This window comes from Streptacidiphilus rugosus AM-16, assembly GCF_000744655.1.
GTDB classification, from domain to species: domain Bacteria; phylum Actinomycetota; class Actinomycetes; order Streptomycetales; family Streptomycetaceae; genus Streptacidiphilus; species Streptacidiphilus rugosus.
Map to the genome: position 1 here is coordinate 6,389,463 of NZ_JQMJ01000004.1, position 23,630 is coordinate 6,413,092.

Genomic DNA, 23,630 nt, shown 5'->3' on the forward strand with positions numbered 1-23,630 from the left:
CCGATATGTCCGAGCAGTGGACCGTCAGCGAGCCGCAGAAGCTCACCTTCGGCGAGCCGGTGCGGCGCGTGAAGGTGCGCACCATGGCGGGCGCCGTGAACGTCGTCGCGGGCGACAGCCCGGCGCGGCTCGAGGTGTCGGAGGTCGAGGGCCCGCCGCTCCAGATCACGCTGAACGGCGGCGAGCTGGAGATCACCTACGAGGATCTGCACTGGAAGGACTTCCAGTGGAAGGCGCTGGGCCGCTGGTTCGAGGGCCTGCGGCAGAAGCGCCGCGCGGTGGTCTCCCTCGTCGTCCCCGCCGACGTCGACGTCGAGATCGGCTCGGCCTCCTCCGACGCGATCGTCTCCGGCATCACCGGCCGGGTCCACGCCAACTCCGCCAGCGGCGGTCTGACGCTGGTTCGGGTCAGCGGCCCGGTGGACGCCAACACGGTTTCCGGCGCCGTGGAGGCCCACGAGACGTCCGGAGGGCTTAAGATCAATACCGTGTCCGGCGCGCTCACCGTCTTCGCCGGTACCAGCGGCGCGCTGAAGGCCAACTCCGTCAGCGGCGCGATGACGGTCGACCTCGACCGTCCGGCGGCCGCCGACGTGGAGCTGACCAATGTCTCCGGTGAGGTGGCCGTTCGCATCCCCGCCCCGGCGGATGCCCAGGTCCGCGCCGACACCACCAGCGGCGCCATCTCCTCCTCCTTCGACCAGCTACAGGTCAGCGGCATGTGGGGAGCCAAGCGGATCACGGGTACGCTCGGCGCGGGCACCAGCCGTGTGAAGATCACCACGGTCTCCGGCTCGGTCGCCGTCCTGCGCCGGCCCGACGAGGAGGACGCCCCCTCCGACGCCGCACCGCTCGCGATCGACTTCCAGAAGGGGGCTGACGAGGCATGAGCCGTCCTGTCTTCGCCCATGGCCGCCTGCGTCTCTACCTGCTCAAGCTGCTCGACGAGGCGCCGCGCCACGGCTACGAGGTGATACGCCTGCTGGAGGAACGCTTCCACGGGCTCTACGCCCCCTCCGCCGGGACGGTCTATCCCCGTCTGGCCAAGCTGGAGCAGGAGGGCCTGGTCGAGCACTCGGTCGAGGGCGGCCGCAAGGTCTACCGGATCACCGAGGCCGGCCGGGCCGAGCTGACCGCGCGCGGTGCGGAGCTGGCCGACCTGGAGGCAGAGATCCACGACTCCGTCTCCCAGCTCGCCGACCAGATCCGCGAGGACGTCCGCGACTCCGCGCAGGTGCTGCGTGAGGAGATGCGGGCGGCCGCGAAGGAGTCGCGCCGTCAGGTCCGCTTCGGGGACGACGCCTGGCGTGCCGACCACGACTCCTGGCAGCGCGCCAAGGAGGAGTGGCGCGTCGCCAAGGAGCAGGCCCGCGAACAGGCCCGCGAGGCCAAGGAGCAGGCCCGCTCCGCCAAGCAGGAGGCCCACGAGGCCAAGGAGCAGGCCCGCGCGGTCCGCGAGCAGGCGCGGCGCGAGGCGACGCGCATCGGCGAGCAGATCAAGTCGCACGTCAAGAGCGGCGACTGGCCGACGGGCCTCTCCGAGAGCCTCTCCGAGCTCACCCGCACCCTGAGCGGCCTGGCCGACCCGTCCCGTTGGACGCCTCCGGCGGACGGCACCACCTCCGCCGAGGAGAAGGTCGGCTTCGAGAAGGCGACGGCACCCGAGGATCTCCCGAGCTGGACCCGAGTCGACACCGAGGGCGAGCCGCTGCGCGAACTCAGCGCCCTGCTGGACCGCTTCCGCGACGAGGTCCGCGACGGCGCCCGCGACGCGGGCGTCACGCCGGCAAGCCTCCAGCGCGCCCGCGCCGTGCTGGCCGAGGCGGCCAAGCGCCTGCGCTGAGCGCGATCCTGAACGCGACCGTGCCCCGGTGAGCAGTTGCTCACCGGGGCACGGCACTGTTGTCGCTAGGGCTGAAGGACGATCTTGCCGAAGACGTCGCCCTTGGCGATGCGGGCGAAGCCCTCGCGGGCGTCGGCGAGGGGCAGCACGGAGTCGATGACCGGGCGGACGCCCGCCGTCGCGCAGAGGTTGAGCAGGCCGGCCAGCTCGTCCTTCGTGCCCATGGTCGAGCCCACGACCTTGAGCTCCAGGAAGAAGATCCGGGTCAGCTCGGCCGCAGGCGGGTTCGGGCCGCTGGTCGCGCCCGAGATGACGAGCGTGCCGCCCGGCTTGAGCGACTTGATGGAGTGGGACCAGGTCGCCGCGCCGACGGTCTCCATCACCGCGTCCACCCGGTCGGGCAGCCGCGCGCCGCTGGGGAACCAGGCGTCGGCGCCCAGCTCGACCGCCCGCACACCCTTCGCCTCGTCGCGGCTGGTCGTCCAGACCCGGAGGCCGGCAGCCTTACCGAGGACGATCAGCGCCGTGGCGACGCCGCCGCCCGCGCCCTGGACCAGGACGGTGTCGCCGGGCTTCACGTCGGCGTTGGTGAAGAGCATCCGGTAGGCCGTCAGCCAGGCCGTCGGCAGGCAGGCGGCCTCCTCGAAGGAGAGCTCGGCCGGCTTCGGCAGCAGGTTCCAGGTCGGCACCGCGACCTTCTCCGCGAAGCTGCCCTGGTACTTCTCCGTCAGGATGGTCCGCGGCTCGCGAGGGCCGACTCCGTGACCGCTCTGGCCGACGACGGAATGGAGGACGACCTCGTTGCCGTCCTCGTCGACGCCCGCCGCGTCACAGCCCAGGATCATCGGCAGCTTGTCGCCGGAGAGGCCGACGCCGCGCAGGGACCACAGGTCGTGATGGTTGAGCGAGGCGGCCTTGACGGTGACGACGCTCCAACCGGGCCGAGCCTCGGGCTCGGGACGCTCCCCGAGCTCCAGGCCGCTCAGCGGGTCGTCCGGCGTGATACGTGCGGCATAGGCAGCGAACATGCCTCGACCCTAGGGCCGCGCGCGCCCGCCGCGGAACCGCGCCACGATGTGATCTACGGCTCCGCGGCAGGCCCGTGGCGGCGCCACGATGCGATCCACGGCTCCGCGGCGGGCTTGACGCCGCGCCGCTTACGCGCGGGCGACGCCCTCGGCGCGGGCGGCTTCGGCGACGGCCTTGGTGACGGCCGGGGCGACCCGCTCGTCGAACGGGCTCGGGATGACCTTCTCCGCGGAGAGGTCGTCGCCGACCAGCCCGGCCAGCGCGTCGGCCGCGGCGATCTTCATGCCCTCGGTGATGCGGGAGGCCCGCACCTGGAGCGCACCGGCGAAGATGCCGGGAAAGGCCAGCACGTTGTTGATCTGGTTCGGGTAGTCCGAGCGGCCCGTGGCCACGACCGCCGCGTACTTGTGCGCGATGTCGGGGTGCACCTCGGGGGTCGGGTTGGCCATGGCGAAGATCAGGCAGTCTTTGGCCATCGCCGCCACCGCCTCCTCCGGCACGTTGCCGCCGGAGACGCCGATGAAGACGTCCGCGCCGACCAGCACGTCCGCGAGCGAGCCGGTCAGGCCGCCGCGGTTGGTGAGCTCGGCGATCTCGCGCTTGACGTCGGTCAGGTCGGTGCGGCCGACGTGCACGACGCCCTGGCGGTCGCAGAGCGAGACGTCGCCGATGCCCGCGCCGACCAGGATCTTGGCGATCGCGATGCCGGCCGCGCCCGCGCCGGAGATGACGGCGCGGAGGTCGGCCAGCGTGCGGCCGGTCAGTCGAGCGGCGTTCCGCAGCGCCGCGAGCGTGACGACAGCGGTGCCGTGCTGGTCGTCGTGGAAGATCGGGATGTCGAGGGCCTCCTGGAGACGGCGCTCGATCTCGAAGCAACGCGGTGCCGAGATGTCTTCGAGGTTCACTCCACCGAAGGACGGCGCGAGCCGCACGACGGTCTCGATGATCTCGTCGGTGTCCTTGGTCGCCAGCGCGATCGGCACGGCGTCGACGCCGCCGAACTGCTTGAAGAGGATCGCCTTGCCCTCCATCACGGGCAGGGAGGCCTCGGGGCCGATGTCGCCGAGTCCGAGCACGGCGGTGCCGTCGGTGACCACGGCGACCACGTTGGACTTCCAGGTGTAGTCGTTGACGAGCTCCGGCTGCTCGGCGATGGCCGTGCAGACCCGCGCGACACCGGGGGTGTAGGCAAGGGAAAGGTCGTCCGCGTCACGGACCGGGACCGTCGCGTGGATCTCCATCTTGCCGCCGCGGTGGAGAGCGAAAGCGGGGTCGATCGGCTCCTGGTCGTCGAGGGGACGGGGACTGATGATCTCGGCTGCCACGAGGACCTCTTCGTCGTCGTTCTGTGAGGGTGGGTTGAGCTGGTTACGCGTCCGGTTCGATGCCGATCTCGACACTAGTCGGGACAATGCCGCCGCAGCTTCGTCTGTTCGTCCCCCAGGATCGGTCTTCCGACCCTGCCGTGTCGTGAGATCCGCCCGCACAGACGGGGACACAAACACACATAAGTGGACAAACGGTAACGAATGCCTAACGGCGAGAGGCCGGAGGTACGGACGGTGCCTCGGCTCCGGAGCGCTGTCCTGGCTTCCGGTCCTGTGCACCACCCGGATCGGTCCCGATCCGGTAGGCCTGCTCGACTGACGGGGGTCACCCGTGTGCCGATTTTGACACAGCCCAGCTGGTTCTGGGCAGCCGGGTGCCCTCGAGAATCGGTCGGGTTCATCACAGACGACCCGAAGCGCCATACTTCTGGGACCCGCCGACCGCCCATGTCATGCAACCGCGATTCGTAATACCCTGCTCAGCAGAAGAGTCATTACTGCTCCGAGGACGCCGACTCATGGAACTCACCACCTACGCGGACTACGCCGTCAGGCTGGTCAACACCGAGGAGCCCGAGCGCGGAAAAGACGCCCTGACCAGCGTCGAAGAGATCCGCAGGCTGTTCAGTCCCGGCGGTCGCGGCGCGAAGCTGGCCGAGGAGGCCGACATCGCCCGGCTGCGCGGGGTCCGCGCGCGACTGCGCGGCGTCTTCGAGTCCGCGGCGGAGGACGAGCAGGGACGCGCTGTGGATCTGCTCAACGAACTCCTGATCGAGTACCCGGTCAGCCCGGTCATCTCGGGCCACGGCTACCTGGACGACGCGGGCCGGCCGCAGTGGCACATGCACCTGGCGGAGAACGCGCCCACCGCCACCGCGCTGTACGCGGCGCTGGCGAGCATGGGCCTGGCCATGCACCTCACCGCGCACGGGGTGGACCGGCTGGGCATCTGCCAGGCGTCGCCGTGCCGCAACGCCTACCTGGACACCTCCACCAACCGGAGCCGCCGCTACTGCAGCGACCGCTGCGCCACCCGCGCCAACGTCGCCGCCTACCGCGCCCGCAAGCGCGAAGCGGCGAGCGCGTAAGCGCTCCCCAGGGGCGCGCGGAACTGCGCGAGCAACCACCTGTGCGGATGGCCCTGCGCGATCGGGGCTCCACCTGCGCGGGTGACTTCCGCGCACGCAGTTGATCAAGCAGAGCCCCACGCGCCGAAGGCGCACATCAGTCCGCGAGGCGGCGGAAGTCGCCGAGGCGGCGGGCGAAGGGGTAGGGGAGGGCCCGGAGGACCGGGTGCCACCAGGCGGAGGGGGCGAGCCAGGAGAGTCCGGGCGAGTAGCGCAGCAGCACACGGCCGAGGATGAGGTCGTCGGGGACCGCGCCGTAGTCGCGGCTGTCGCTCTCCACCTGACTGTTGTCGGACAGCAGCCACCAGCCGTCCGCGCGGCGCTCCACCGCGCGTTTCACCACCAGCAGATCCTGCCGGAGCGGGTGCTGGGCCACGACCACCGAGCCGGGGCGCACCCGCGCCCCGTAGTGGCAGAGGAGGCGGTCGCCGTGCGTGAGCGTCGGCACCATGGACGGCCCGTCGACCACGAGCACGCCGAACCGCCCTGTCACGACTCCGCCCTCCGGCGGTTCCTGCGGGTCCTGCGGATCCTGCACGCGCGCCTGTCCTCCGGCTTCACCCATTCGCTCGGCCATCCGTTCAACCTCGCCCAACGCTCCGGCTTCGTCCCGCTTCCATCTTCGCAAGCAGCGGAGGCAAGTCCACCTCTTCTACGACCTTTGTCCTAAGCACTCGGGGTGGACGCGAGTCTGCGCGCTTTCGGCGGTAACCTCCTCCTGGGAAGACGATCACAGGAAGGACTCCCATGTTCTCTCGGCTCTTTGCACCGCGGGTCACCGTCCACGCTCACTGCGACCTCCCCTGCGGCGTCTACGACCCGGCCCAGGCTCGTATCGAGGCTGAGTCCGTCAAGGCCACCCAGGAGAAGTACCAGGCCAACGAGGACCCGCACTTCCGCGCTCGCGCGATCGTGATCAAGGAAGAGCGCGCGGAGATGGCCAAGCACCACGTCTCCGTGCTGTGGAGCGACTACTTCAAGGCGCCCCACTTCGAGAAGTACCCGCAGCTGCACCAGCTGGTGAACGACACCCTCAAGGCGCTCTCCGCGGCCAAGGCCTCCACCGACCCGGCGACGGGCCAGAAGGCTCTCGACCTGATCGCGGAGATCGACAAGATCTTCTGGGAGACCAAGAAGGCCTGATCTTCCGGCCGTACTCGAGGAGGGCCCGACCAGATCTCTGGTCGGGCCCTCCTCGCGTCACCACCGGTCAACCCACCGGGTGGCATCCGCCCCAGAGCTTGGCGAGGGCGTCCGGGATCTGCTTGACGCAGCCGGACATGTCGGGGAAGTCGGCGGAGGCCACGTAGGTCCAGGCGCCGGAGGCGGTCATGGTGAAGTACTTGCGCACGCTGCCATCGTCCTGGGCGGACACCTGCTCGTTGTAGGTGGAGCCCTTCGTGGGGTCGAAGGCGGTCGCCGCGTACTTCGTGCCGCCGCACTCGCCGTAGAGGAACCCGCCGGGACGGGGAACGAGGTGACCGCGCCCGCTCTCCTTCGTGAAGGCCTGGGTGACCGCCGTCTTCACGTCCGCGCTGACGACCAGGTTCTGGCAGCCGGCGGCGGCGCCGGTCGCGGCGGTCCCACCCGAGGTCGACCCACTCGAAGTCGATCCGCCCGTCGACGACCCACCCGTCGGCGTGGCGCCCGGCGACTGCGGGGCGGCCGCCGGCCCGGAGGCGGCCGGGGACTGAGCACCGCTCGCCCCTGCGGTGCCGCTGGAGCTGCACGCTCCCAGGAGAAGCACGGCGGAGACGGCCGTGGCCGCGGCGACGACGGAACGGTGTGCGGTGTCTCGCATGGGAATCCCCCAGGTCAACGGTGAGTTCCGGGGACTGACTCCGACCGGACGACCACAACGTAGCGCCGCGGGGATCGCCCGAACTCTCCGCTCCGCTACACGGTCGCAACAGCCGTGTCACAGCGAGAGCCAATTCCGGACAAAGCCACCCCCGACCGTTGCTCGGCATAGGGTCCACTCGGAGCCGATTCCCGGCCCCGGCCGTTCAACTGACGGATCGAACGAGGAGACCCCTTGGCTGTCGTCCACCACACCACGATGAGCCCCACCAAGCTGGAACTGCTCACCGACTGGCTTCCCGGCCAGCCCTGGTACCGGGGCGCACCGAGCGCCGAGCTCACCAGGGCGGGCGGCTTCCGGCTCGACGACCCGGCCGGCGAGGTGGGCATCGAGTTCATGATCGTCACGGTTTCCGGCGCGGACGCCCAACCCGATCCGACGGAGGCCTACCTGCTGCCGCTCACCTACCGTGGAGCCCCGCTCGACGGCGCGGAGCGGGCGCTGATCGGGACCTCCGAGCACGGCGTGCTCGGCACCCGGTGGATCTACGACGGCACGCACGACCCGGTGTTGCTCGCGCAGCTCGCCGCTCTGCTCAGGGGCGAGGCCGTCGCGCAGGCCCAGAGCGAGAGCGACACCCCCGACCCCACCGTCCGCGTGCGGGTGACCGATGTCGAGGAACGCGAGCTCGTGATCCACCGCCTGCTCCCCCAGCCGGCCGACGACGGCTCCCGCGGAACCGTCGTCGCCAACTGGCAGCAGCCGGACGGCAGCCGGGCGGAGAGCGTGATCGCCTACCGCTGACCCGACGCGAGCCGACCCGAGCCGAGGGTTCGTCTACGACTGCGGGAGGAGACCGACCGTCGCAGACGAACCCTTCCGTGACTCCAACGGGTAGTCCGGCAGCTGGATCGCCTCGGCGGCGCCGGTGGTGAGCTTGTCGAAGAAGGAGCGCAGCAGCCTGCTGCAGAGCATCCTGTAGACCCGGTTGCGCTGCTTCAGCTTCTTCGCGGTGGGCGGCGCCAGGAACGGGCCCGCCCCCTTGCCCTGCTTCTGGCACTTCGCCACATAGGGGCGCATGCGCTCCTCGTAACGGGCGAAGGCGGTGGCGTGGTCGGGCGCCGTGGCCAGCTCGCCCGCCAGCACGTACGCGCCGACGACCGCGAGCCCGTTGCCCATGCCACCCGGCGCCGGCGCCCAGGCGGCGTCGCCGAGCAGCACCACCCGGCCGCTGGACCAGCGGTCCATCACGATCTGGCTCAGCGAGTCGAAGTAGAAGTCCGACGCCGACCACATCGTCCGCAGCACACCCGGCACCTCCCACCCGGCGTCGGCGAAGTGCTCCTGCACGATGGCCCGCTGTCCGGCCACGTCCCGGTGGTCGTAGCGCAGTTCGGGGTCGTGGAAGACGAGCATCGCGCCGTCCTCGCCGAGCGTGTTGGAGAGGCCGACCATCCGGCCCGGCACGTTCCACAGCACGCCGCTGTCGCGCAGGCCGAGGCTCGCCGGAGCCTCGGTCGAGAAGGTCGCGAAGAAGTAGCCGGAGTCGCGCCGGAACCGGCTCTCGTCGCCGAAGGCGAGCCGCCGGGTCACCGAGTGCATGCCGTCGGCGCCGACCACGAGGTCGAACTCCTCGGTGCCACCCTGCTCGAACTCGACGGTGACGCCGTCGGCGTGCTCGGTCAGGGTCCGGACGGAGTCGCCGAAGACGTAGCGGGCTTGGGCCAGACCGGCCTCGTAGATGGTCCGGGCGAGGTCACCGCGGGTGACCTCCAGCTCCCCGCTCATGAAGGACGCCGGCAGCCGGACGGCCTCACGGCCGGACTGGTCGAGGACGACCTGCTCGCCCATCGCGGTGTCCAGACCGCGCAGGGTCTCCAGGACGCCCATCCGCGAGAGCACCGTCCGGTGCACGGACCCCCGGTAGTCGACCGCGCCGCCGCCCTCCCGGAACGAGGTGGCCCGCTCGACGACGGTGACGTCGAAACCGGCACGGCCCAGCCACAGGGCGAGGGAGGGGCCGGCGATGCTGGCGCCGGAGATCAGGACGCGCTTGCTGTTCATGGTTCCCACCTCGGAGTCTCTCGCGCTGCGGTCTGCCGCGCTCACGGGAAAGAGACTCGCCCCCACCCCTGACCCCGCCCTGACCGCACGCGCACCGCCCCCGCACCGCCCCCTCGGACGGCGGGGAAGTTGCACTCACCTCAGGGGCGCGAGGAACTGCGCGAGAAACCCACCGGGGAGGACGGCCCTGCTCGGCGAGGACCATCCGCACGCCCGTGGCTTGTCACGCAGTTCCTCGCGCCCCTGGAGAGTGCAACGGACCCCTTGCTGAGAAGTGCCCCGCCCGCGCGGTGGAGCCGCGCAGTTCCCCGCGCCCCTGAGGTGAGTGCAACTCATTCCTCGGTGTGGACCATCAGGGCTTCTTCGAAGTCCAGGCGGCGGACGAGGCGGCGCAGCATCTCGTCGTCGAGGCGGTCCTCCGCGCGCAGGGCGACCAGGGCCTGGCGTTCGGCCGCGAGCGTCTCGCGGGTGAGGCGGCGGTACGCGCTGTCGACGGACTCGCCCGTCGACTCGTGGACGGGCGCGCCCATCCGTTCCCAGACGGAGTTGCGGCGGCGGTCCAGCAGCCGCCGCAACCGCGCTTCCAGCGCTTCGGGCAGGCGGTTGCGCGGGTCCTCCAGCAGGGCGTCGAGCCGGGCCTCGGCCTGGGCCGAGGCCTCGTACTGGGCCTGGGCCTCCCGCAGGGTCTCCGCCTGGGGGTCGGGACGCGGCAGCCGCAGCCGTCGGACCAGACCGGGCAGGGTCAGGCCCTGCACCAGCAGGGTGCCGATGACCAGCGCGAAGACCAGGAACAGCAGCAGGTCCCGGTCAGGGAACGGCGAACCGTCGTGCGTCGTCACCGGGATCGAGAAGGCCACCGCCAGCGAGACCACCCCGCGCATCCCGGCCCAGGAGACGATGAACGGCCGGGTCCACGGCGGTCTGCCCTCCCGCTCCCTGACCCTGCGGCTCAGCAGACTCGGCAGGTACGTCGCGGGCCAGGACCAGACGAAGCGCAGCCCGATCAGCGCCACCAGCAGCACCGCCACCCACACGGTCAGCTGCCCCGCCGTGTAGCCCTTCAACTGCCGTACCACCACTGGCAACTGCAGGCCGATCAGGGCGAAGACGGCCGACTCCAGCACGAAGGCGACCATCTTCCAGACCGCCTCCTCCTGCAACCGCAGTTCGAAGTCGACGCAGTTCGCGTAGTGGCCGAGGTAGAGCCCGACCACGACCACCGCGATCACCCCGGACGCGTCGAAGGCCTCGGCCGCCGCGTACGCGGCGAACGGCACCAGCAGCGAGAAGGTGTTCAGCAGCAGGGGGTCGCGCAGCCGCGAGCGCAGCCACTGCAGGGGCCACATGACCGCCAGGCCCACCGCCGTGCCGCCGAGCGCCGCCAGCAGGAACTCGCCGAGCGCGCTGCCGAAGGAGAAGCCCTCCCCCACCGCCGCCGCGACGGCGACCCGGTAGGCGGTGATCGCCGTCGCGTCGTTGACCAGGCTCTCGCCCTGGAGGATCGAGACCAGTTGGCTCGGCAGGCCGACCCGTCGGGCGATCGCGGTCGCCGCCACGGCGTCCGGCGGGGCGATGACCGCGCCGAGGACGAAGGCCGCCGGCAGCGGCAGCGAGGGGATCAGCGCGTGCGCGACGAGACCCATGGTCAGCGTGCAGAAGAGCACGTAGCCGATGGAGAGCAGCGCGACCGGTCGCACGTTCCTCCGCAGGCTGCGGTAGGACGCGTCCTGGGCGGCGGTGTACAGCAGCGGCGGCAGGACCAGCGGCAGCACGATCTCCGGGTCCAGCGAGTAGTCCGGCAGCCCCGGCAGGTACGCCGCACCGAGCCCCGCGAGGACCAGCAGCAGGGGCGCGGAGAGCCGGTACCGGCGCGCCACCCCGGCCACCGCCGCGCTGCCCGCGACCAGCAGGAGGAGTGCGCTCGGGCTGCTCATCGGCCGCTCATTCCGCTCATGGCGACACAGAACCACACACACCGGACCACGCGCCTTACCCTGGGGCCCATGTCCCCCTCACGACCCTGCCCGCACCTGGACCGGCTCTCCGCCGAGGAGCCGGGGGAGCTCACCCCCACCTGCGAGCACTGCCTGAAGCTCGGCCAGCGTCCCGTCGCCCTGCGCAAGTGCCTGCACTGCGGGCACGTCGGCTGCTGCGACTCGACGCCGGGCCGCTGGGCCACCGAGCACCACCGGCAGACCGGCCACGCGGTGATGCGCAGTTTCGAGCCGGGCGAGAGCTGGCGCTGGTGCTTCGAGGACCAAAGGCTCGTCTGAACCGGTCTGCGACGTTCTAGGCTTCAGTCATGATCCGACCTGCCACCCCTGCCGACGTTCCCGAGATCCACGCGATGGTGCGGGAGCTGGCCGACTACGAGAAGTCACTGAGCGACGCCAAGGCCACCGAGCAGCAGTTGCACGACGCGCTCTTCGCCGACCACCCGGCGGCGTTCGCGCACATGGCCGAGGACGAGCGGGGCCGCACCGTCGGCTTCGCGCTATGGTTCCGCAACTTCTCGACGTGGACCGGCACCCACGGCATCTACCTGGAGGACCTCTACGTCCGTCCGGAGTCGCGCGGCGGCGGCCACGGCAAGGCGCTGCTGACCGAGCTCGCCAGGATCTGCGTGGAGCGCGGCTACGGGCGCCTGGAGTGGTCGGTGCTGAACTGGAACGAGCCCTCCATCGCCTTCTACCGCTCGCTCGGCGCGGTCCCGATGGACGAGTGGACGGTCTACCGGCTCGCCGGTGATCCCCTCGCCGCGCTCGGCACGTCCTGACCCGCGGACCCCACCGGCCCCGGCCGCGTGATCCCTGCTCTCCCTGCGCGGATTTCGCCACGCCCATTGCCACGGTGCGTATATGGCGACCTACTATGAGTCACCGAGGTGGCCCGGCCATCGGGATGGGCGACATCACACACGGGATCGCGATAGCGTCACCGGCACGGACGAGACGTCCGGCTGCTCCACCCGACAGCACAGCACCACCCAACAGCACAGCACGGAGGTGAGGGTGTCCCAGATCGACGGCGAGCCCGGCGCACAGGACTTCGTCGAGGTCCGACTTCCCGCGGCGGGTGCCTACCTCTCGGTTCTGCGAACCGCGACGGCCGGTCTCGCGGCGCGGTTGGACTTCACGCTGGACGAGATCGAGGACCTGCGCATCGCGGTGGACGAGGCCTGCGCGATCCTGCTCCAGCAGGCCGTACCAGGCTCCATCCTCAGCTGCGTGTTCCGCCTGGTCGGCGACTCGCTTCGGGTGACCGTCTCGGCCCCGACCACGGACGGCCGCGCCCCCGAGCGCGACACCTTCGCCTGGACGGTCCTCTCCGCCCTCGCCGGCGAGGTCGAGTCCACGGTCGAGGCGGACAAGACGGTGACCATCAGCCTGCACAAGAAGCGCGGTGCCGGCCCCGGCCAGCAGTGACGCAAGGAGATGGGAGCGGGGGATCGCCGTGAGAGACCTGAACCACAGGCCCGGAGCGGACCGGGCTGTCGTGCCCGCGCAGGCGGACGCGAGCGACCAGCAGCAGACGGAGGCAAGGGTGTTCGCGGACGATGCCGAACGCGCCGACGCGGACCAGGCCTTCGACGCGAAGCAGCCTGAGGACGGCGGCGCGAAGGCGGAGGAGGCGGTCGACTTCGAGGTGGAGCCGGACGTCGCCGAGCCCGGGACCACGGCCGAGCCGTGGGGCCCCGGCATGCGCGTGGCCACGCCCCAGCGGCACGGCGCGCCGGACCGCGAGGCCGCCCGTGCGCTTTTCGTCCGTCTCGCTCAGTTGCCCGACGGGTCGCCCGAGCGGGTGGAACTGCGGAACCAGCTGGTGCGGATGCACATCCCGCTGGTCGAGCACCTCGCCCGGCGCTTCCGCAACCGCGGCGAGCCGCTGGACGACCTGACGCAGGTCGCCACCATCGGCCTGATCAAGTCGGTGGACCGGTTCGACCCGGAGCGCGGCGTCGAGTTCTCCACGTACGCGACGCCGACCATCGTCGGCGAGATCAAGCGGCACTTCCGCGACAAGGGCTGGGCGGTGCGGGTCCCGCGCCGGCTGCAGGAGCTGCGGCTGTCGCTGACCTCGGCGACGAGCGAGCTCTCGCAGCGCCACGGCCGCTCCCCCACGGTGCACGAGCTGGCCGAGCACCTGGGCATCTCCGAGGAGGAGGTGCTGGAGGGCCTGGAGTCCGCGAACGCCTACAGCACGCTCTCCCTGGACGTGCCGGACACGGACGACGAGTCCCCCGCCGTCGCCGACACGCTGGGCGCGGAGGACGACGCGCTGGAGGGCGTGGAGTACCGCGAGTCGCTCAAGCCGCTGCTGGCGCAGTTGCCGCAGCGCGAGCAGCGGATCCTGGTGCTGCGGTTCTTCAGGAACATGACGCAGTCGCAGATCGCGGCGGAGGTCGGCATCTCGCAGATGCACGTCTCCCGGCTGCTGGCCCGCACACTGGCCCAGCTCCGGGAGAAGCTCCTCATCGAGGAGTGAGTCGCTCCTACTGACCCGAGGGCCACAGCGCGGCGGTGGTCCTCGGGTGCAGGAGCAGCACGACGCCCGCGACGCCGGCGAGTCCGACGAGCACGCCGACCGCGATCTGGGCTCCGCCGTTCTGGACGGTGAACCACGCCACGGCGAGGCAGAGCGTGTCTATCATCACGGCGGGGCTGCGGCCCCACCGCTTGAGGCGCAGCAGCGCACGGCCCGCGACGAGCGGCAGCAGGCCCATCAGCAGGAGCAGCGCGCCGGCGAACTCGGCCATGCCGACGCCGGTCTTGCTGGCGGACGTCAGCGGGGACGCCATGACGTACACGCCGTAGGCGGCGATGAGGACGCCCTGGGCGACGGAGAACCACGCCCCGACGCTCAGCGTCCAGGGCCGGGCGGCAGCGGGGGCGGCGGCAGGCGCGGCGGCATTCACGGTCACCTCTCCAGGCTAGCCCCAGCCGAATCGCGATCTTCCCCAGGGCCAGTTGCACTCACCTCAGGGGCGCGGTGCATCTCCAGGCGAGAAACCAGGCAGTGCCCCAGGGGCGCGAGGAACTGCGCGAACAACCACTCCGCGCGGATGGCCCTGCTCGATGAGGACCATCCGGACGTCGGTGGCTTGTCGCGCAGTTCCTCGCGCCCCTGAGGTGGTGCAACTGGCTGGCCTGCCTCGTGTGCTGCCTACCGCTAGGTAGGCTGTCGGCTATGCGTGCGCTCCTGGTCGTCAATCCGAAAGCGACCACCACCAGTGGACGGACCCGGGACGTCCTCGCGCACGCCCTCGCGAACGATCTGAAGCTGGACGTCGTCGCCACCGGTTACCGGGGGCACGCGCGCGATCTCGCGCGCGAGGCCGCGGTCGGGGGGACGCACGATCTCGTCGTCGCGCTCGGTGGCGACGGGACCGTGAACGAGGTCGTCAACGGGCTGCTGCACGACGGGCCTGCCGAACACCTGCCCAGCCTGGCCGTGGTGCCGGGCGGGAGCACCAACGTGTTCGCCCGGGCGCTCGGGCTGCCGAACGATCCGGTCGAGGCGACCGGCCAGCTGCTCGACGCGCTCAGCGGTCCCGGCGCCCCGCGGGAGCGCGCCGTGAGTCTGGGCCGCTCCGGCGGCGAGGGGCTGCCGGACCGGTGGTTCACCTTCACGGCGGGCTTCGGGTTCGACGCCGGCGTCGTCGGACGGGTCGAGCAGGCGCGGCGCAGCGGCCGGCGGTCGACGCACTCCCTCTACGTCGGACAGGCGCTGCGGCAGTTCGCCGGCGAGCGCCACCACCGCAGGAACGGGCCGATCACGTTCAGTGCCGAGGGCCGGGAACCGGTCACCGGTCTGGCGGTGTCGATAGTCTCCAACACCTCTCCGTGGACCTATCTGGGCAATCGCCCGGTCTACGCCTCGCCGGAAGCCGGCTTCGACACGAACCTGGACCTCTTCGGCATGACCCGGATGTCACTCGTTCAGACCCTGCGCACGATTCCCCAGTTGCTCGACTCCACGGGGGCCGGGCCCCACGGCAAACATGTGGTCGCTTACCACGATCTGCCGGAATTCACCTTGCATTCGCAGGAACCGCTGCCGTTCCAGGTCGATGGGGACCACCTTGGAGAGCGTAAGAGCATCAGCTTCACAGGCGTATCTCGGGCACTGCGTGTGATTGTGTGAACGGATGGGCCATTCGGCCTTGTTCTCGAACGCGCGACCCGCTTCACTCCATCGAAGTACAGGGTGTGACCCAAGCGACACCGACGATTCAAAATTTCCTACCCGAAGGGGGTTGTATCCCCGGTCGAGGTTTGCGAACCTTTACATGGCGATCGGGACAGTCCGTTACCGGAACCCGCCTGAGTCGCCCGAATCCACGCAACGCTGCGAGCATCCGTACGCCGACCCACCCGTCGGCCCTGTGCCTGCCAACGGGTTCGTGAAAGCGTTCACATTCACAAGCTGCCATTGACGCAGGTGGGGGATCCCCCGCCCTTTAGAGGAGTTGGACAAGATGGACTGGCGCCACCGCGCTGTCTGCCGGGAAGAGGACCCCGAGCTGTTCTTCCCGATCGGCAACACCGGGCCTGCCCTGCTCCAGATCGAGGAGGCGAAGGCCGTCTGCCGTCGCTGCCCCGTCATGGAGAGCTGCCTGCAGTGGGCCCTCGAGACCGGTCAGGACGCCGGCGTCTGGGGTGGCATGAGCGAGGACGAGCGTCGTGCGATGAAGCGTCGCGCCGCCCGCAACCGCGCCCGCACCGCCTGACACGCTGAGTAGTCGCACCACCCGCACCACTTCTGATCAACACGTGATCGAGTGCTCGTGCGTATCCGGGGCCCACAGCTCCGTGACAACGCTCTGAGCATTTTCCGAAGCAACGCACACTCGGTGCGTTGCTCACTGGCCCCGATGATTTGATACCGTCGGAGCCGAGGGCAGTGGCCCGTGCCGTGCACGGAGCGCTACGCTCTCATCAGAGCCCCTGCTCCGGCCGACTCCCCCCGACGGCCGGAGCAGGTCAAGAGGCCCTGCCGAACCTCCCCCCCGTTCGGCAGGGTCTCGCTTCTTCTCCCGGTGCTTCCTTCCGGGACGGCCGACCCACGACGAAGCCCCGGTCCCTCCCGCGTGTGCGGCAGGGACCGGGGCTTCGCGGTTCTCGCGGACCCGAACGGCTCAGGCCCAGCGGCGGACCGGGTTGCCCAGCCAGCGGGTGCCGGCCGGCAGCGTCTCGCCGCGCATCACCAGCGAGGACGGGCCCACCACGGCCCCCTCCCCCAGCGTCGAGCCGAGCAGCACGATGGAGTGCGGGCCGACCGTCGCGCCCACCCCCACCTCGATCGCGTCCATCCGCATCAGCCGGTCGTGGAAGAGGTGAGTCTGCACCACCACACCGCGGTTGACGGTGGCTCCGTCGCCGAGGCTGATCAGGTCGGTCTCGGGGAACCAGTGCGACTCGCACCAGACCCCGCGGCCGATCCTGGCGCCCAGGCTGCGCAACCACGCGGTGAAGAACGGCGTGCCGACCAGCGTCCCGCCGAGCCACGGCATGGCCAGCTCCTCGACGAAGGTGTCGAAGAGCTCGTTACGCCACACGAACGAACTCCACAGCGGCTTTTGGCCCGCACGGAAGCGGCCCATCAGCAACCACTTGGCGGCCGTGGTGATCAGACACGCCGTCACCCCGAGCGCCAGCAGCAACACCCCGGCCAGGACCGCGGCGGCCGTCAGGCCGTCCCAGTCGAACAGGGCCTGGAGGCCGGTCGCCGCCAGGTCGCCGAGCAGGACGGCGATCAGGACCGGGACGATCCGGCACAGCTCCACCGCGGCGCGGGCACGCACGAGTCGGCGCGGCGGGTCGTAGGTGCGCGCGGTGTCCTCGCCGCCCTCGGCGACCCGCTGCACCCGCATGCCCGGACGGCCCAGCCAGGAACCGCCGGGCTCGGCGACCGGCGGCGCGTCGGAGAGGACGCCGACGAGGCAGTCGTCCGGCAGCGACCGCCCCGGAGCGACGATGCCGGAGTTGCCGACGAAGGAGCGCTTGCCGACCGAGGAGACGCCCAGGCGCAGCCACCCGCCGCGGAGGGCGAAGGAGCCGACCATGGTGTCGTCGGCCAGGAAGGCGTGGTCGTCCACCCGCATCAGGCCCGGCAGGCCGATCGCGGTCGAGGCCTCGACCCTTCGGCCGATCCGCGCCCCGAGCGCCCGCAGCCACAGCGGCGTCATCAGGCTGGCGTAGAAGGGGAACAGGGCGACCCGCGAGGAGGCCATCAGGTTGTGGACGGCCCAGACGCAGAATCCGACCCTGCCGTGGGCCGGGTGCAGACCCGGCTTGATCGGGATCGACAGCAGCCGGACCGTCACCACCACGGCCAGCGCGTACAGGCCCATGGTGAGCAGCGCCAGCGGGACGGAGGCGGCCAGGATCGAGTCGAAGACCCCGAGGTAGGAGGGGTCGTGCCCGATCAGGGTCCAGACGACCACGACGGCCGGCAGCGCGGAGAGCAACGGCAGCAGCTGGAAGCCGGGCAGCGCCAGCGCGAAGGCCAGGTTCCAGGCGCGCGCATTTCGGTGGGCCGGCGCGGGCCACAGCTCGGCGGGGAGCACCGGGTTCTCGTCCGCGACGGCGGGGCTGCCGTGGACCCGGGCGTGCGCGGGGACGCGGCCGACGACGCAGCTGCCGGGCAGCACCTCGGCGTCGTAGCCGATCTCCGCGCCGGGCATCAGCATGGTGCGGGTGCCCACCCTGGCGCCCTTGCCGATGCGGACCGTGCCCAGGTGCAGCACGTCGCCGTCGAGCCACCAGCCGGCCGTGTCGACCTCGGTCTCCACCGCGCAGCCGTCGCCGTAGACGGCCATGCCGGTGACCGGCGGCATGCTGTGCAGTTCGACGTCGCGCCCGACGGAGCACCCGAGCAGCCGGGCGTAGCGGCGGGCGAGCGGGGTGCCGATGACGGCGGCCACGTTGAACATGCCGACCAGGCGCTCCGCCGTCCACAGCCGCAGATGGGCCGCGCCGCCGCGCGGGTGGCTGCCGGGCCTGAGGCCCGCCGTGAGCAGGCGGGCGCCGAGCGCGCCGATCAGCGAGCGGCCGACGGCGCTGGAGAGCAGCACCCAGCCGCCGACGATCAGCGCCCAGGAGGTGTGCGGGGCCCAGGGCAGCGGCCCTATGAGGTTGTCGACGGCGGCCAGGGCGAGCACCCAGCGCAGGCCGGTGACGGTGTAGAGGACGGCCAGCACCACGGCCTGGTAGAGGCCGACGTACCGCGGCACCGGCCGGACCTGGCGGACCTCCTGCGTCTCCGCGTCGCCGGCGTCGAGGTGGTCGGCCAGCGACTCGAGCCGCGGCTGCTGGTACAGGTCGGCGACGGACGCGCCGGGGAAGCGCTGCCGCAGCAGGGAGACGAGCTTGGCCGCGGCCAGGCTGGTGCCGCCCAGGGCGAAGAAGTCGCTGTCCGGGCCGACCGGCACGCCGAGGACGGCCTGCCACTGCTCGCCCAGCCATGCGGCGGTCCCGTGCAGCGGCCCGCCCGCCACCGCACCGGGGTCGGCCCCGACGCCGGACAGCGGCCACGGCAGCGCCTTGCGGTCGACCTTGCCCGAGGTGCGGGTGGGCAGTTCGGGCACGAGGGCGAGCACGGGCACGAGGGCCTGCGGCAGCCGGTCCAGCAGTTGGGTGCGGAGCGCGGCGAGGTCGGGCTCGTCCCAGCCGTCGGCGACCAGGTAGCCGACCAGGAGCTGGCCGCCGGCCGGGGTCTCCTTGACCGCCGCGGCGGCGGCGCGGATGCCCGGCAGCGCCTGCAGCGCGGCGTCGACCTCGCCGAGTTCGATGCGGCGTCCGCCGAGCTTGACCTGTTCGTCGGCGCGGCCGACGAACACCAGACCCTGCGGGTCGGCCCGGACCAGGTCGCCGCTGCGGTAGACGCGTTCGGGGCGGCCGTGCCACGGGGGCGCGCCGAACTTCTCTGCGTCCTTGGCCGGGTCGAGGTAGCGGGCGGTGCCGACGCCGCCGATGACGAGTTCGCCGGTCTCGCCCCAGGCGACCGGGCGGTTGTCGGCCCCGACCACGGCGAGCTCCCAGCCGTCGAGCGGGGCCCCGATTCTGACGGGCTGTCCGGCGCGCATCAGGGAGGCGCAGGCGACGACGGTGGCCTCGGTCGGGCCGTAGGTGTTCCAGAACTCGCGGCCGGGCACGTCCAGTCGGTCGACCAGCTCGGCCGGGCAGGCCTCGCCGCCGACGATCAGCAGCCGGACCGCGGCGAGCGCCTCCTCGGGCCAGAGCGCGACCAGGGTGGGCACGGTGGAGACCACGGTGATGCCGCGCTCGACCAGCCAGGGGCCGAGGTCCGTCCCGGCCTTGACGAGCGCGCGAGGCGCGGGGACCAGGCAGGCGCCGTGCCGCCAGGCCAGCCACATCTCCTCGCACGAGGCGTCGAAGGCCACCGAGAGCCCGGCCAGCACCCGGTCCCCCGGGCCCATCGGCGCCCGCCGCAGGAAGAGCCTGGCCTCCGCGTCGACGAAGGCGGCGGCGCTGCGGTGGGTGACCGCGACGCCCTTGGGGCGGCCGGTGGTGCCGGAGGTGAAGATGATCCAGGCGTCGTCGCCGATGCCGGCCGTGCCGGGGTCGCCCCCGGTCGGACTGGGGCCGGCCAGGACCTGCAGGCCCGCGCCGATGACGGCGCAGACGCCGGCGTCGGTCCAGATCATCTCGGCGCGCTCGTCCGGGTCGTCCACGTCGACGGGTACGTAGGCCGCGCCCGCCCGGAGCACGCCGAGGATGGCGAGGTAGAGGTCGGCGGTGCCGCTGGGCACGCGGACGCCGACGCGGTCGCCGGGGCCGATGCCGTATCCGGCCAGCTCGGCGGCCAGCCCGCCCACGGCGTGCAGCAGCGCGCGGTAGGTCAGGACGGCGCCGTCGGCGTCGAGGGCGGGCGCGTCGGGGTACCGCCACGCGGTCTCGTCCAGGATGTCGAGCAGGGTCCTGGCCGGTGCCGGGTCGGCCACCGGCCAGACCGCTCCGGTCTGCCAGGCCGGCGCCGTGGCGGTGCCGGCCTGCCCCGGGGGGCGGGCAGGCGCGATGAAGTTCTGTTGTTCCACGTGTGCTCTCGCCAGGCGTCGGGTGAAAGTCCAGCACGGCGCCTGCGAGGGATGCGTGTGGCGCCTGGGACTGTAGACGAATCAGCATCCACCGTGGTTGGCGGCCTAATGGTGAGTAACGGGTAAAAAACGCCCAACAGTCAGTCAAACGGGCCGCCACCCACCAAAGGTGTCATTCGCAGGGGATGGCCAACGCGACCCTGGTGCCGCCGTCGGGCACGGGTGTCATGTCGAACTGCCCGCCCAACTCGCCTGCCGCCAGTGTACGGACGATCTGCAGCCCGAGATTTCCCGCGGTCTGCGGGTCGAAGCCCTCGGGCAGACCCGATCCGTCGTCGGTGACGGTGATGTGCAGCACACCCTCGGAGCGCCGGGCGGCCACCTCGACGGTTCCGCCGGCCTTCGGCCCGTAGGCGTGCTCCAGGGCGTTCTGCAGGATCTCCGTGAGGATCATGCTGAGAGGGGTGGCCACCTCGGCCGAGAGGATGCCGAAGCTGCCCTTGCGGCGGGCGGTCACCCGGCCGTCCTGGGAGAGCTCCATGACCATCGCCAGCACCCGGTCGGCGATCTCGTCGAAGGCGACCTGCTCGTCCAGGGCCATGGACAGGGTCTCGTGCACGATGGCGATCGAGCCGACCCTGCGCACCGCCTCGTCCAGGGCGCCGCGCGCCGCCTCCGAGTCCATCCGGCGGGACTGGAGGCGCAGCAGCGCGGCGACCGTCTGCAGGTTGTTCTTGACCCGGTGGTGGATCTCGCGGATCGTCGCGTCCTTGGTCATCAGCTCGCGCTCACGGCGGCGCAGCTCGGTGACGTCGCGGAGCAGCACCAGCGAGCCGATGGGCTCGCCCTTGGGCTTGAGCGGGATGGCGCGCAGCTGGACCACGGCCTCGGGGTGCTCGATCTCGGTCTGCCGCGGCGCCCAGCCGCTGGCCAGCTTGATCAGCGCCTCGTCGACCGCGCCGCGGGTGGGCGGGATCAGGTCGGCCGTGGTCTTGCCCAGATGCAGGCCGACCAGGTCGGAGCTGAGGCCGAGCCGGTGGTAGGCGGAGAGCGCGTTGGGGCTGGCGTACGTGACCACGCCGTCGGCGTCGAGCCGGATCAGGCCGTCGCCGGCCCGCGGCGAGGCGTCCATGTCGACCTGCTCGCCGGGGAAGGGAAACGTCCCGTTGGCGATCATCTGGGCCAGGTCGGAGGCGCTCTGGAGGTAGGTCAGCTCCAGCCGGCTGGGGGTACGGACGGTGAGCAGGTTGGTGTTGCGGGCGATCACGCCGAGCACCCTGCCCTCCCGGCGGACCGGGATGGATTCCACTCGAACGGGTACGTCCTCGCGCCACTCGGGGTCACCCTCACGGACGATGCGGCCCTCGTCGAGAGCCATGTCGAGCAGCGGCCTGCGGCCCCGCGGGACGAGATGGCCGACCATGTCGTCCTGGTAGGAGGTGGGGCCGGTGTTGGGACGCATCTGGGCCAGCGAGACGTAGCGGGTGCCGTCCCTGGTCGGCACCCAGAGCACCAGATCCGCGAACGAGAGGTCCGAGAGCAGCTGCCACTCGGAGATCAGCAGGTGGATCCACTCCACGTCGGCGGGTTCCAGCGAGGTGTGGTGGCGCACCAGCTCGTTCAGGGAAGGCATGCAGCGAGCCTAGCCGGAGCACGCGCAGGTGGGCGCGGTCGCCGGGCGGGGACGCGGGAGTCCGTGGGACGTGGGCGGATTTCCTCGCCATTGGTCTGGACAACGTCGAATGGTCTAGTCCACAATCGAAGCAGCACCAAGGAGCGACACAGTCCGCGCTATCTGCCCTGACCGCGCGGCCGCCGCTCCCACCGTCGGCCGAACCTGCCGCGCGTCCCGGGCCCGCACACCCGCCACGCTGCGACGGCTTCCTTCTCCGACGAGGCCGGAGGCCGCGGTGCCGAACGGGTTGAGGGTCCCGTCCGGCGCTCGCGGCCTTTCGTGCGTCCTGCGTCCGTTGCGCCCCGGCGGCCGAAGCCGCGAGCGGGCCGGGCCCGGCGCTCCCCCCGCGCCGGCCCGGCCCGCTCGTCGTCCGGTCAGTTCCAGGCCAGCCTGGTCGTCATCTCCGTGTCGGCCGCCTGCGCGGCGGCCGAGGCGTCGTGACCCTGGAGGATCGGGCCGAGGTAGAGCGTGATCACCGGGTTCGGCGAGGTCTCCACATTGCCCCAGGTGGGCAGCAGCGGGGTGTAGCCGGCGTCGGGCGCGGACTTCGCCGCCGCCTGCGCGTAGGTGTTGCCGGCCAGCGCGCCGTAGAGGCTGGTGCGGTTCGGCAGGAACCCGGAGGTCTTGGCCATCAGCGACTCGTTGACGTCATTGAGGGCGATCTTGAGAAAGCCGAGCGCGAGGTCCTTGTTCTGGGTGTTGAGCGAGACGGTGAGGTTCGAGCCGCCCAGGAAGGTCCTGGCGGGACGGTTCGCGGTCTTGCCGGGGATGGGGAACCAGCCGATGTCGTCGGCGCTCACGTTCTTGCTCACCGCAGTGGCGGCCTCGTAGCCCATGGCGATCATGCAGCCGACGTTGCCCTTGGCGAACTCCGCGGCCTGGTTCGCCTCGTTGACGTCGACCGGGGCCTTGCCGAAGCTGCGGAGCTTCTTGAAGAAGGCGGTGGCGCGCAGCGCCTGCGGGCTGTCGAGGTTCCCGCTCCAGACCCCGGGCGAGTCCTCGCGCACCAGCTGGGCGCCCTCGTCCTGGAGGAAGCCGTCGAAGGCGTACCAGTTCTGTCCGGGCAGCCACATGGCCGAGCTGACGCCCGAGGTCTGCTGCAGTGTGGCGAGGTCGCTCAGCCACTGCTCCTGGGTCGTGGGGGTCGGCCCGAGTCCGGCGCGCTTCCAGAGCTTCTTGTTGTACATGACGACCCGGTTGCCGGCGTACCAGGGGGCCGCGTACTGCTTCTTCTGGTAGATCGTCGACTTGTTCATGAAGCTGTTCCAGGTGGAGGCGCCGAGCCCGCCCAGATACGGCGTCAGGTCCATGAGCCCGCCGGAGGCGGCGTAGTACGGGGTCTGCGTGTTCCCGATGTCGATGACGTCGGGCGGGGTGAGCGAGGCGAGGGCGTCGGTCACCTTCTGCTGGATGCCGGTCCAGTCCTGGACCTGGAAGTCGATCTTCGCGCCGGCGTACTGCTGCAGGAACGCGCTCTTGACCGAGTCCATCCAGGCGGCGGAGTCGTCGCCCTTCATGAGCCAGACCACGAGGGTCTTCCCCTGCCAGCTGGTGGGCGACGGACTGCTCTTGGCCTGCCCGAGCCCGGAGAGGCCGCAGCCGCTCAGGCTCAGCGCGACCGCTGCCGAACAGATCCCCAGAACCGCCTGACGATGTCTCATGCCCGCACCACTCCCCAATGGTCTCGACCAATTTCCGGGAAGT

At 71.3% G+C, this 23,630-nt stretch carries 21 protein-coding genes; 11 read left to right on the forward strand and 10 right to left on the reverse strand.

From position 1 onward, the window contains the following. Nucleotides 1-5: 5 nt before the first annotated feature. A complete protein-coding gene (locus BS83_RS37850) occupies nt 6-890 on the forward strand; it encodes a DUF4097 family beta strand repeat-containing protein (protein WP_051944892.1) in 885 nt (294 codons plus the stop codon). Continuing rightward, nucleotides 887-1,843, forward strand: a complete 957-nt coding sequence (locus tag BS83_RS37855) for a PadR family transcriptional regulator (protein WP_037607801.1) — start codon at nt 887-889, stop codon at nt 1,841-1,843. The genes BS83_RS37850 and BS83_RS37855 overlap by 4 nt, the downstream gene beginning before the upstream one ends. 65 nt (nt 1,844-1,908) lie before the next feature. Here BS83_RS37855 and BS83_RS37860 read toward each other — a convergent pair whose 3' ends face one another. Further along, a complete protein-coding gene (locus BS83_RS37860) occupies nt 1,909-2,871 on the reverse strand; it encodes a zinc-binding dehydrogenase (protein ID WP_037607802.1) in 963 nt (320 codons plus the stop codon). A 129-nt stretch (nt 2,872-3,000) separates the two neighbouring features. Further along, nucleotides 3,001-4,197, reverse strand: a complete 1,197-nt coding sequence (locus tag BS83_RS37865; RefSeq protein ID WP_037607804.1) for an NAD(P)-dependent malic enzyme — start codon at nt 4,195-4,197, stop codon at nt 3,001-3,003. A 521-nt stretch (nt 4,198-4,718) separates the two neighbouring features. Here BS83_RS37865 and BS83_RS37870 point away from each other — a divergent pair. After that, nucleotides 4,719-5,288: a CGNR zinc finger domain-containing protein gene (locus tag BS83_RS37870; protein WP_037607805.1), complete on the forward strand. Its 570-nt coding sequence runs from the start codon at nt 4,719-4,721 to the stop codon at nt 5,286-5,288. A 136-nt stretch (nt 5,289-5,424) separates the two neighbouring features. Here the strand turns inward: BS83_RS37870 and sodX are convergent, their stop codons facing one another. Beyond that, entirely contained in the window at nt 5,425-5,778 is a 354-nt protein-coding gene (sodX, locus tag BS83_RS37875; RefSeq protein WP_232248790.1) for a nickel-type superoxide dismutase maturation protease, read from the reverse strand. 296 nt (nt 5,779-6,074) lie between these two features. Here sodX and sodN point away from each other — a divergent pair, with 296 nt between their 5' ends. Beyond that, on the forward strand, nt 6,075-6,470 hold the full coding sequence (sodN, locus tag BS83_RS37880; protein ID WP_037607807.1) for a superoxide dismutase, Ni: 396 nt from the start codon (nt 6,075-6,077) through the stop codon (nt 6,468-6,470). Between the two features lie 67 nt (nt 6,471-6,537). Here the strand turns inward: sodN and BS83_RS46005 are convergent, their stop codons facing one another. Further along, complete coding sequence (locus BS83_RS46005; protein WP_157597479.1) at nt 6,538-7,128, reverse strand: hypothetical protein; 591 nt, start codon at nt 7,126-7,128, stop codon at nt 6,538-6,540. A 234-nt stretch (nt 7,129-7,362) separates the two neighbouring features. On the opposite strand from BS83_RS46005, the gene BS83_RS37895 reads away from it, so the two are divergent. Next, on the forward strand, nt 7,363-7,932 hold the full coding sequence (locus tag BS83_RS37895; protein ID WP_037607814.1) for a maltokinase N-terminal cap-like domain-containing protein: 570 nt from the start codon (nt 7,363-7,365) through the stop codon (nt 7,930-7,932). Between the two features lie 33 nt (nt 7,933-7,965). Here BS83_RS37895 and BS83_RS37900 read toward each other — a convergent pair whose 3' ends face one another. Then, entirely contained in the window at nt 7,966-9,192 is a 1,227-nt protein-coding gene (locus BS83_RS37900; protein ID WP_037607816.1) for an FAD-dependent monooxygenase, read from the reverse strand. A 332-nt stretch (nt 9,193-9,524) separates the two neighbouring features. Next, entirely contained in the window at nt 9,525-11,126 is a 1,602-nt protein-coding gene (locus BS83_RS37905; protein WP_037607817.1) for a Na+/H+ antiporter, read from the reverse strand. Nucleotides 11,127-11,195: 69 nt separating this feature from the next. Here BS83_RS37905 and BS83_RS37910 point away from each other — a divergent pair, with 69 nt between their 5' ends. From BS83_RS37910 to BS83_RS37925, 4 genes are all read left to right on the forward strand, one after another. Then, nucleotides 11,196-11,465 (forward strand): UBP-type zinc finger domain-containing protein, encoded by a 270-nt coding sequence (locus BS83_RS37910; protein WP_037607819.1) that lies wholly within the window; start codon nt 11,196-11,198, stop codon nt 11,463-11,465. A gap of 29 nt (nt 11,466-11,494) precedes the next feature. Next, complete coding sequence (locus BS83_RS37915; RefSeq protein ID WP_084714746.1) at nt 11,495-11,968, forward strand: GNAT family N-acetyltransferase; 474 nt, start codon at nt 11,495-11,497, stop codon at nt 11,966-11,968. A gap of 235 nt (nt 11,969-12,203) precedes the next feature. Beyond that, on the forward strand, nt 12,204-12,617 hold the full coding sequence (locus tag BS83_RS37920) for an ATP-binding protein (RefSeq protein ID WP_037607822.1): 414 nt from the start codon (nt 12,204-12,206) through the stop codon (nt 12,615-12,617). Nucleotides 12,618-12,735: 118 nt separating this feature from the next. Continuing rightward, nucleotides 12,736-13,677, forward strand: a complete 942-nt coding sequence (locus tag BS83_RS37925) for an RNA polymerase sigma factor SigF (RefSeq protein WP_332262372.1) — start codon at nt 12,736-12,738, stop codon at nt 13,675-13,677. Between the two features lie 7 nt (nt 13,678-13,684). On the opposite strand, the gene BS83_RS37930 is transcribed toward BS83_RS37925, so the two are convergent. Further along, nucleotides 13,685-14,113: a hypothetical protein gene (locus BS83_RS37930; RefSeq protein ID WP_051944897.1), complete on the reverse strand. Its 429-nt coding sequence runs from the start codon at nt 14,111-14,113 to the stop codon at nt 13,685-13,687. Nucleotides 14,114-14,379: 266 nt separating this feature from the next. On the opposite strand from BS83_RS37930, the gene BS83_RS37935 reads away from it, so the two are divergent. Further along, on the forward strand, nt 14,380-15,336 hold the full coding sequence (locus tag BS83_RS37935; RefSeq protein ID WP_037607824.1) for a diacylglycerol/lipid kinase family protein: 957 nt from the start codon (nt 14,380-14,382) through the stop codon (nt 15,334-15,336). A gap of 334 nt (nt 15,337-15,670) precedes the next feature. After that, nucleotides 15,671-15,922, forward strand: a complete 252-nt coding sequence (locus BS83_RS37940) for a WhiB family transcriptional regulator (RefSeq protein WP_030257455.1) — start codon at nt 15,671-15,673, stop codon at nt 15,920-15,922. Between the two features lie 408 nt (nt 15,923-16,330). Here the strand turns inward: BS83_RS37940 and BS83_RS37945 are convergent, their stop codons facing one another. From BS83_RS37945 to BS83_RS37955, 3 genes are all read right to left on the reverse strand, one after another. After that, on the reverse strand, nt 16,331-20,251 hold the full coding sequence (locus tag BS83_RS37945; protein WP_408641069.1) for a Pls/PosA family non-ribosomal peptide synthetase: 3,921 nt from the start codon (nt 20,249-20,251) through the stop codon (nt 16,331-16,333). Between the two features lie 172 nt (nt 20,252-20,423). Beyond that, entirely contained in the window at nt 20,424-21,884 is a 1,461-nt protein-coding gene (locus tag BS83_RS37950) for a sensor histidine kinase (protein WP_037607826.1), read from the reverse strand. 416 nt (nt 21,885-22,300) lie between these two features. Beyond that, nucleotides 22,301-23,587: an extracellular solute-binding protein gene (locus BS83_RS37955; RefSeq protein WP_037607827.1), complete on the reverse strand. Its 1,287-nt coding sequence runs from the start codon at nt 23,585-23,587 to the stop codon at nt 22,301-22,303. Between the last annotated feature and the right edge of the window lie 43 nt (nt 23,588-23,630).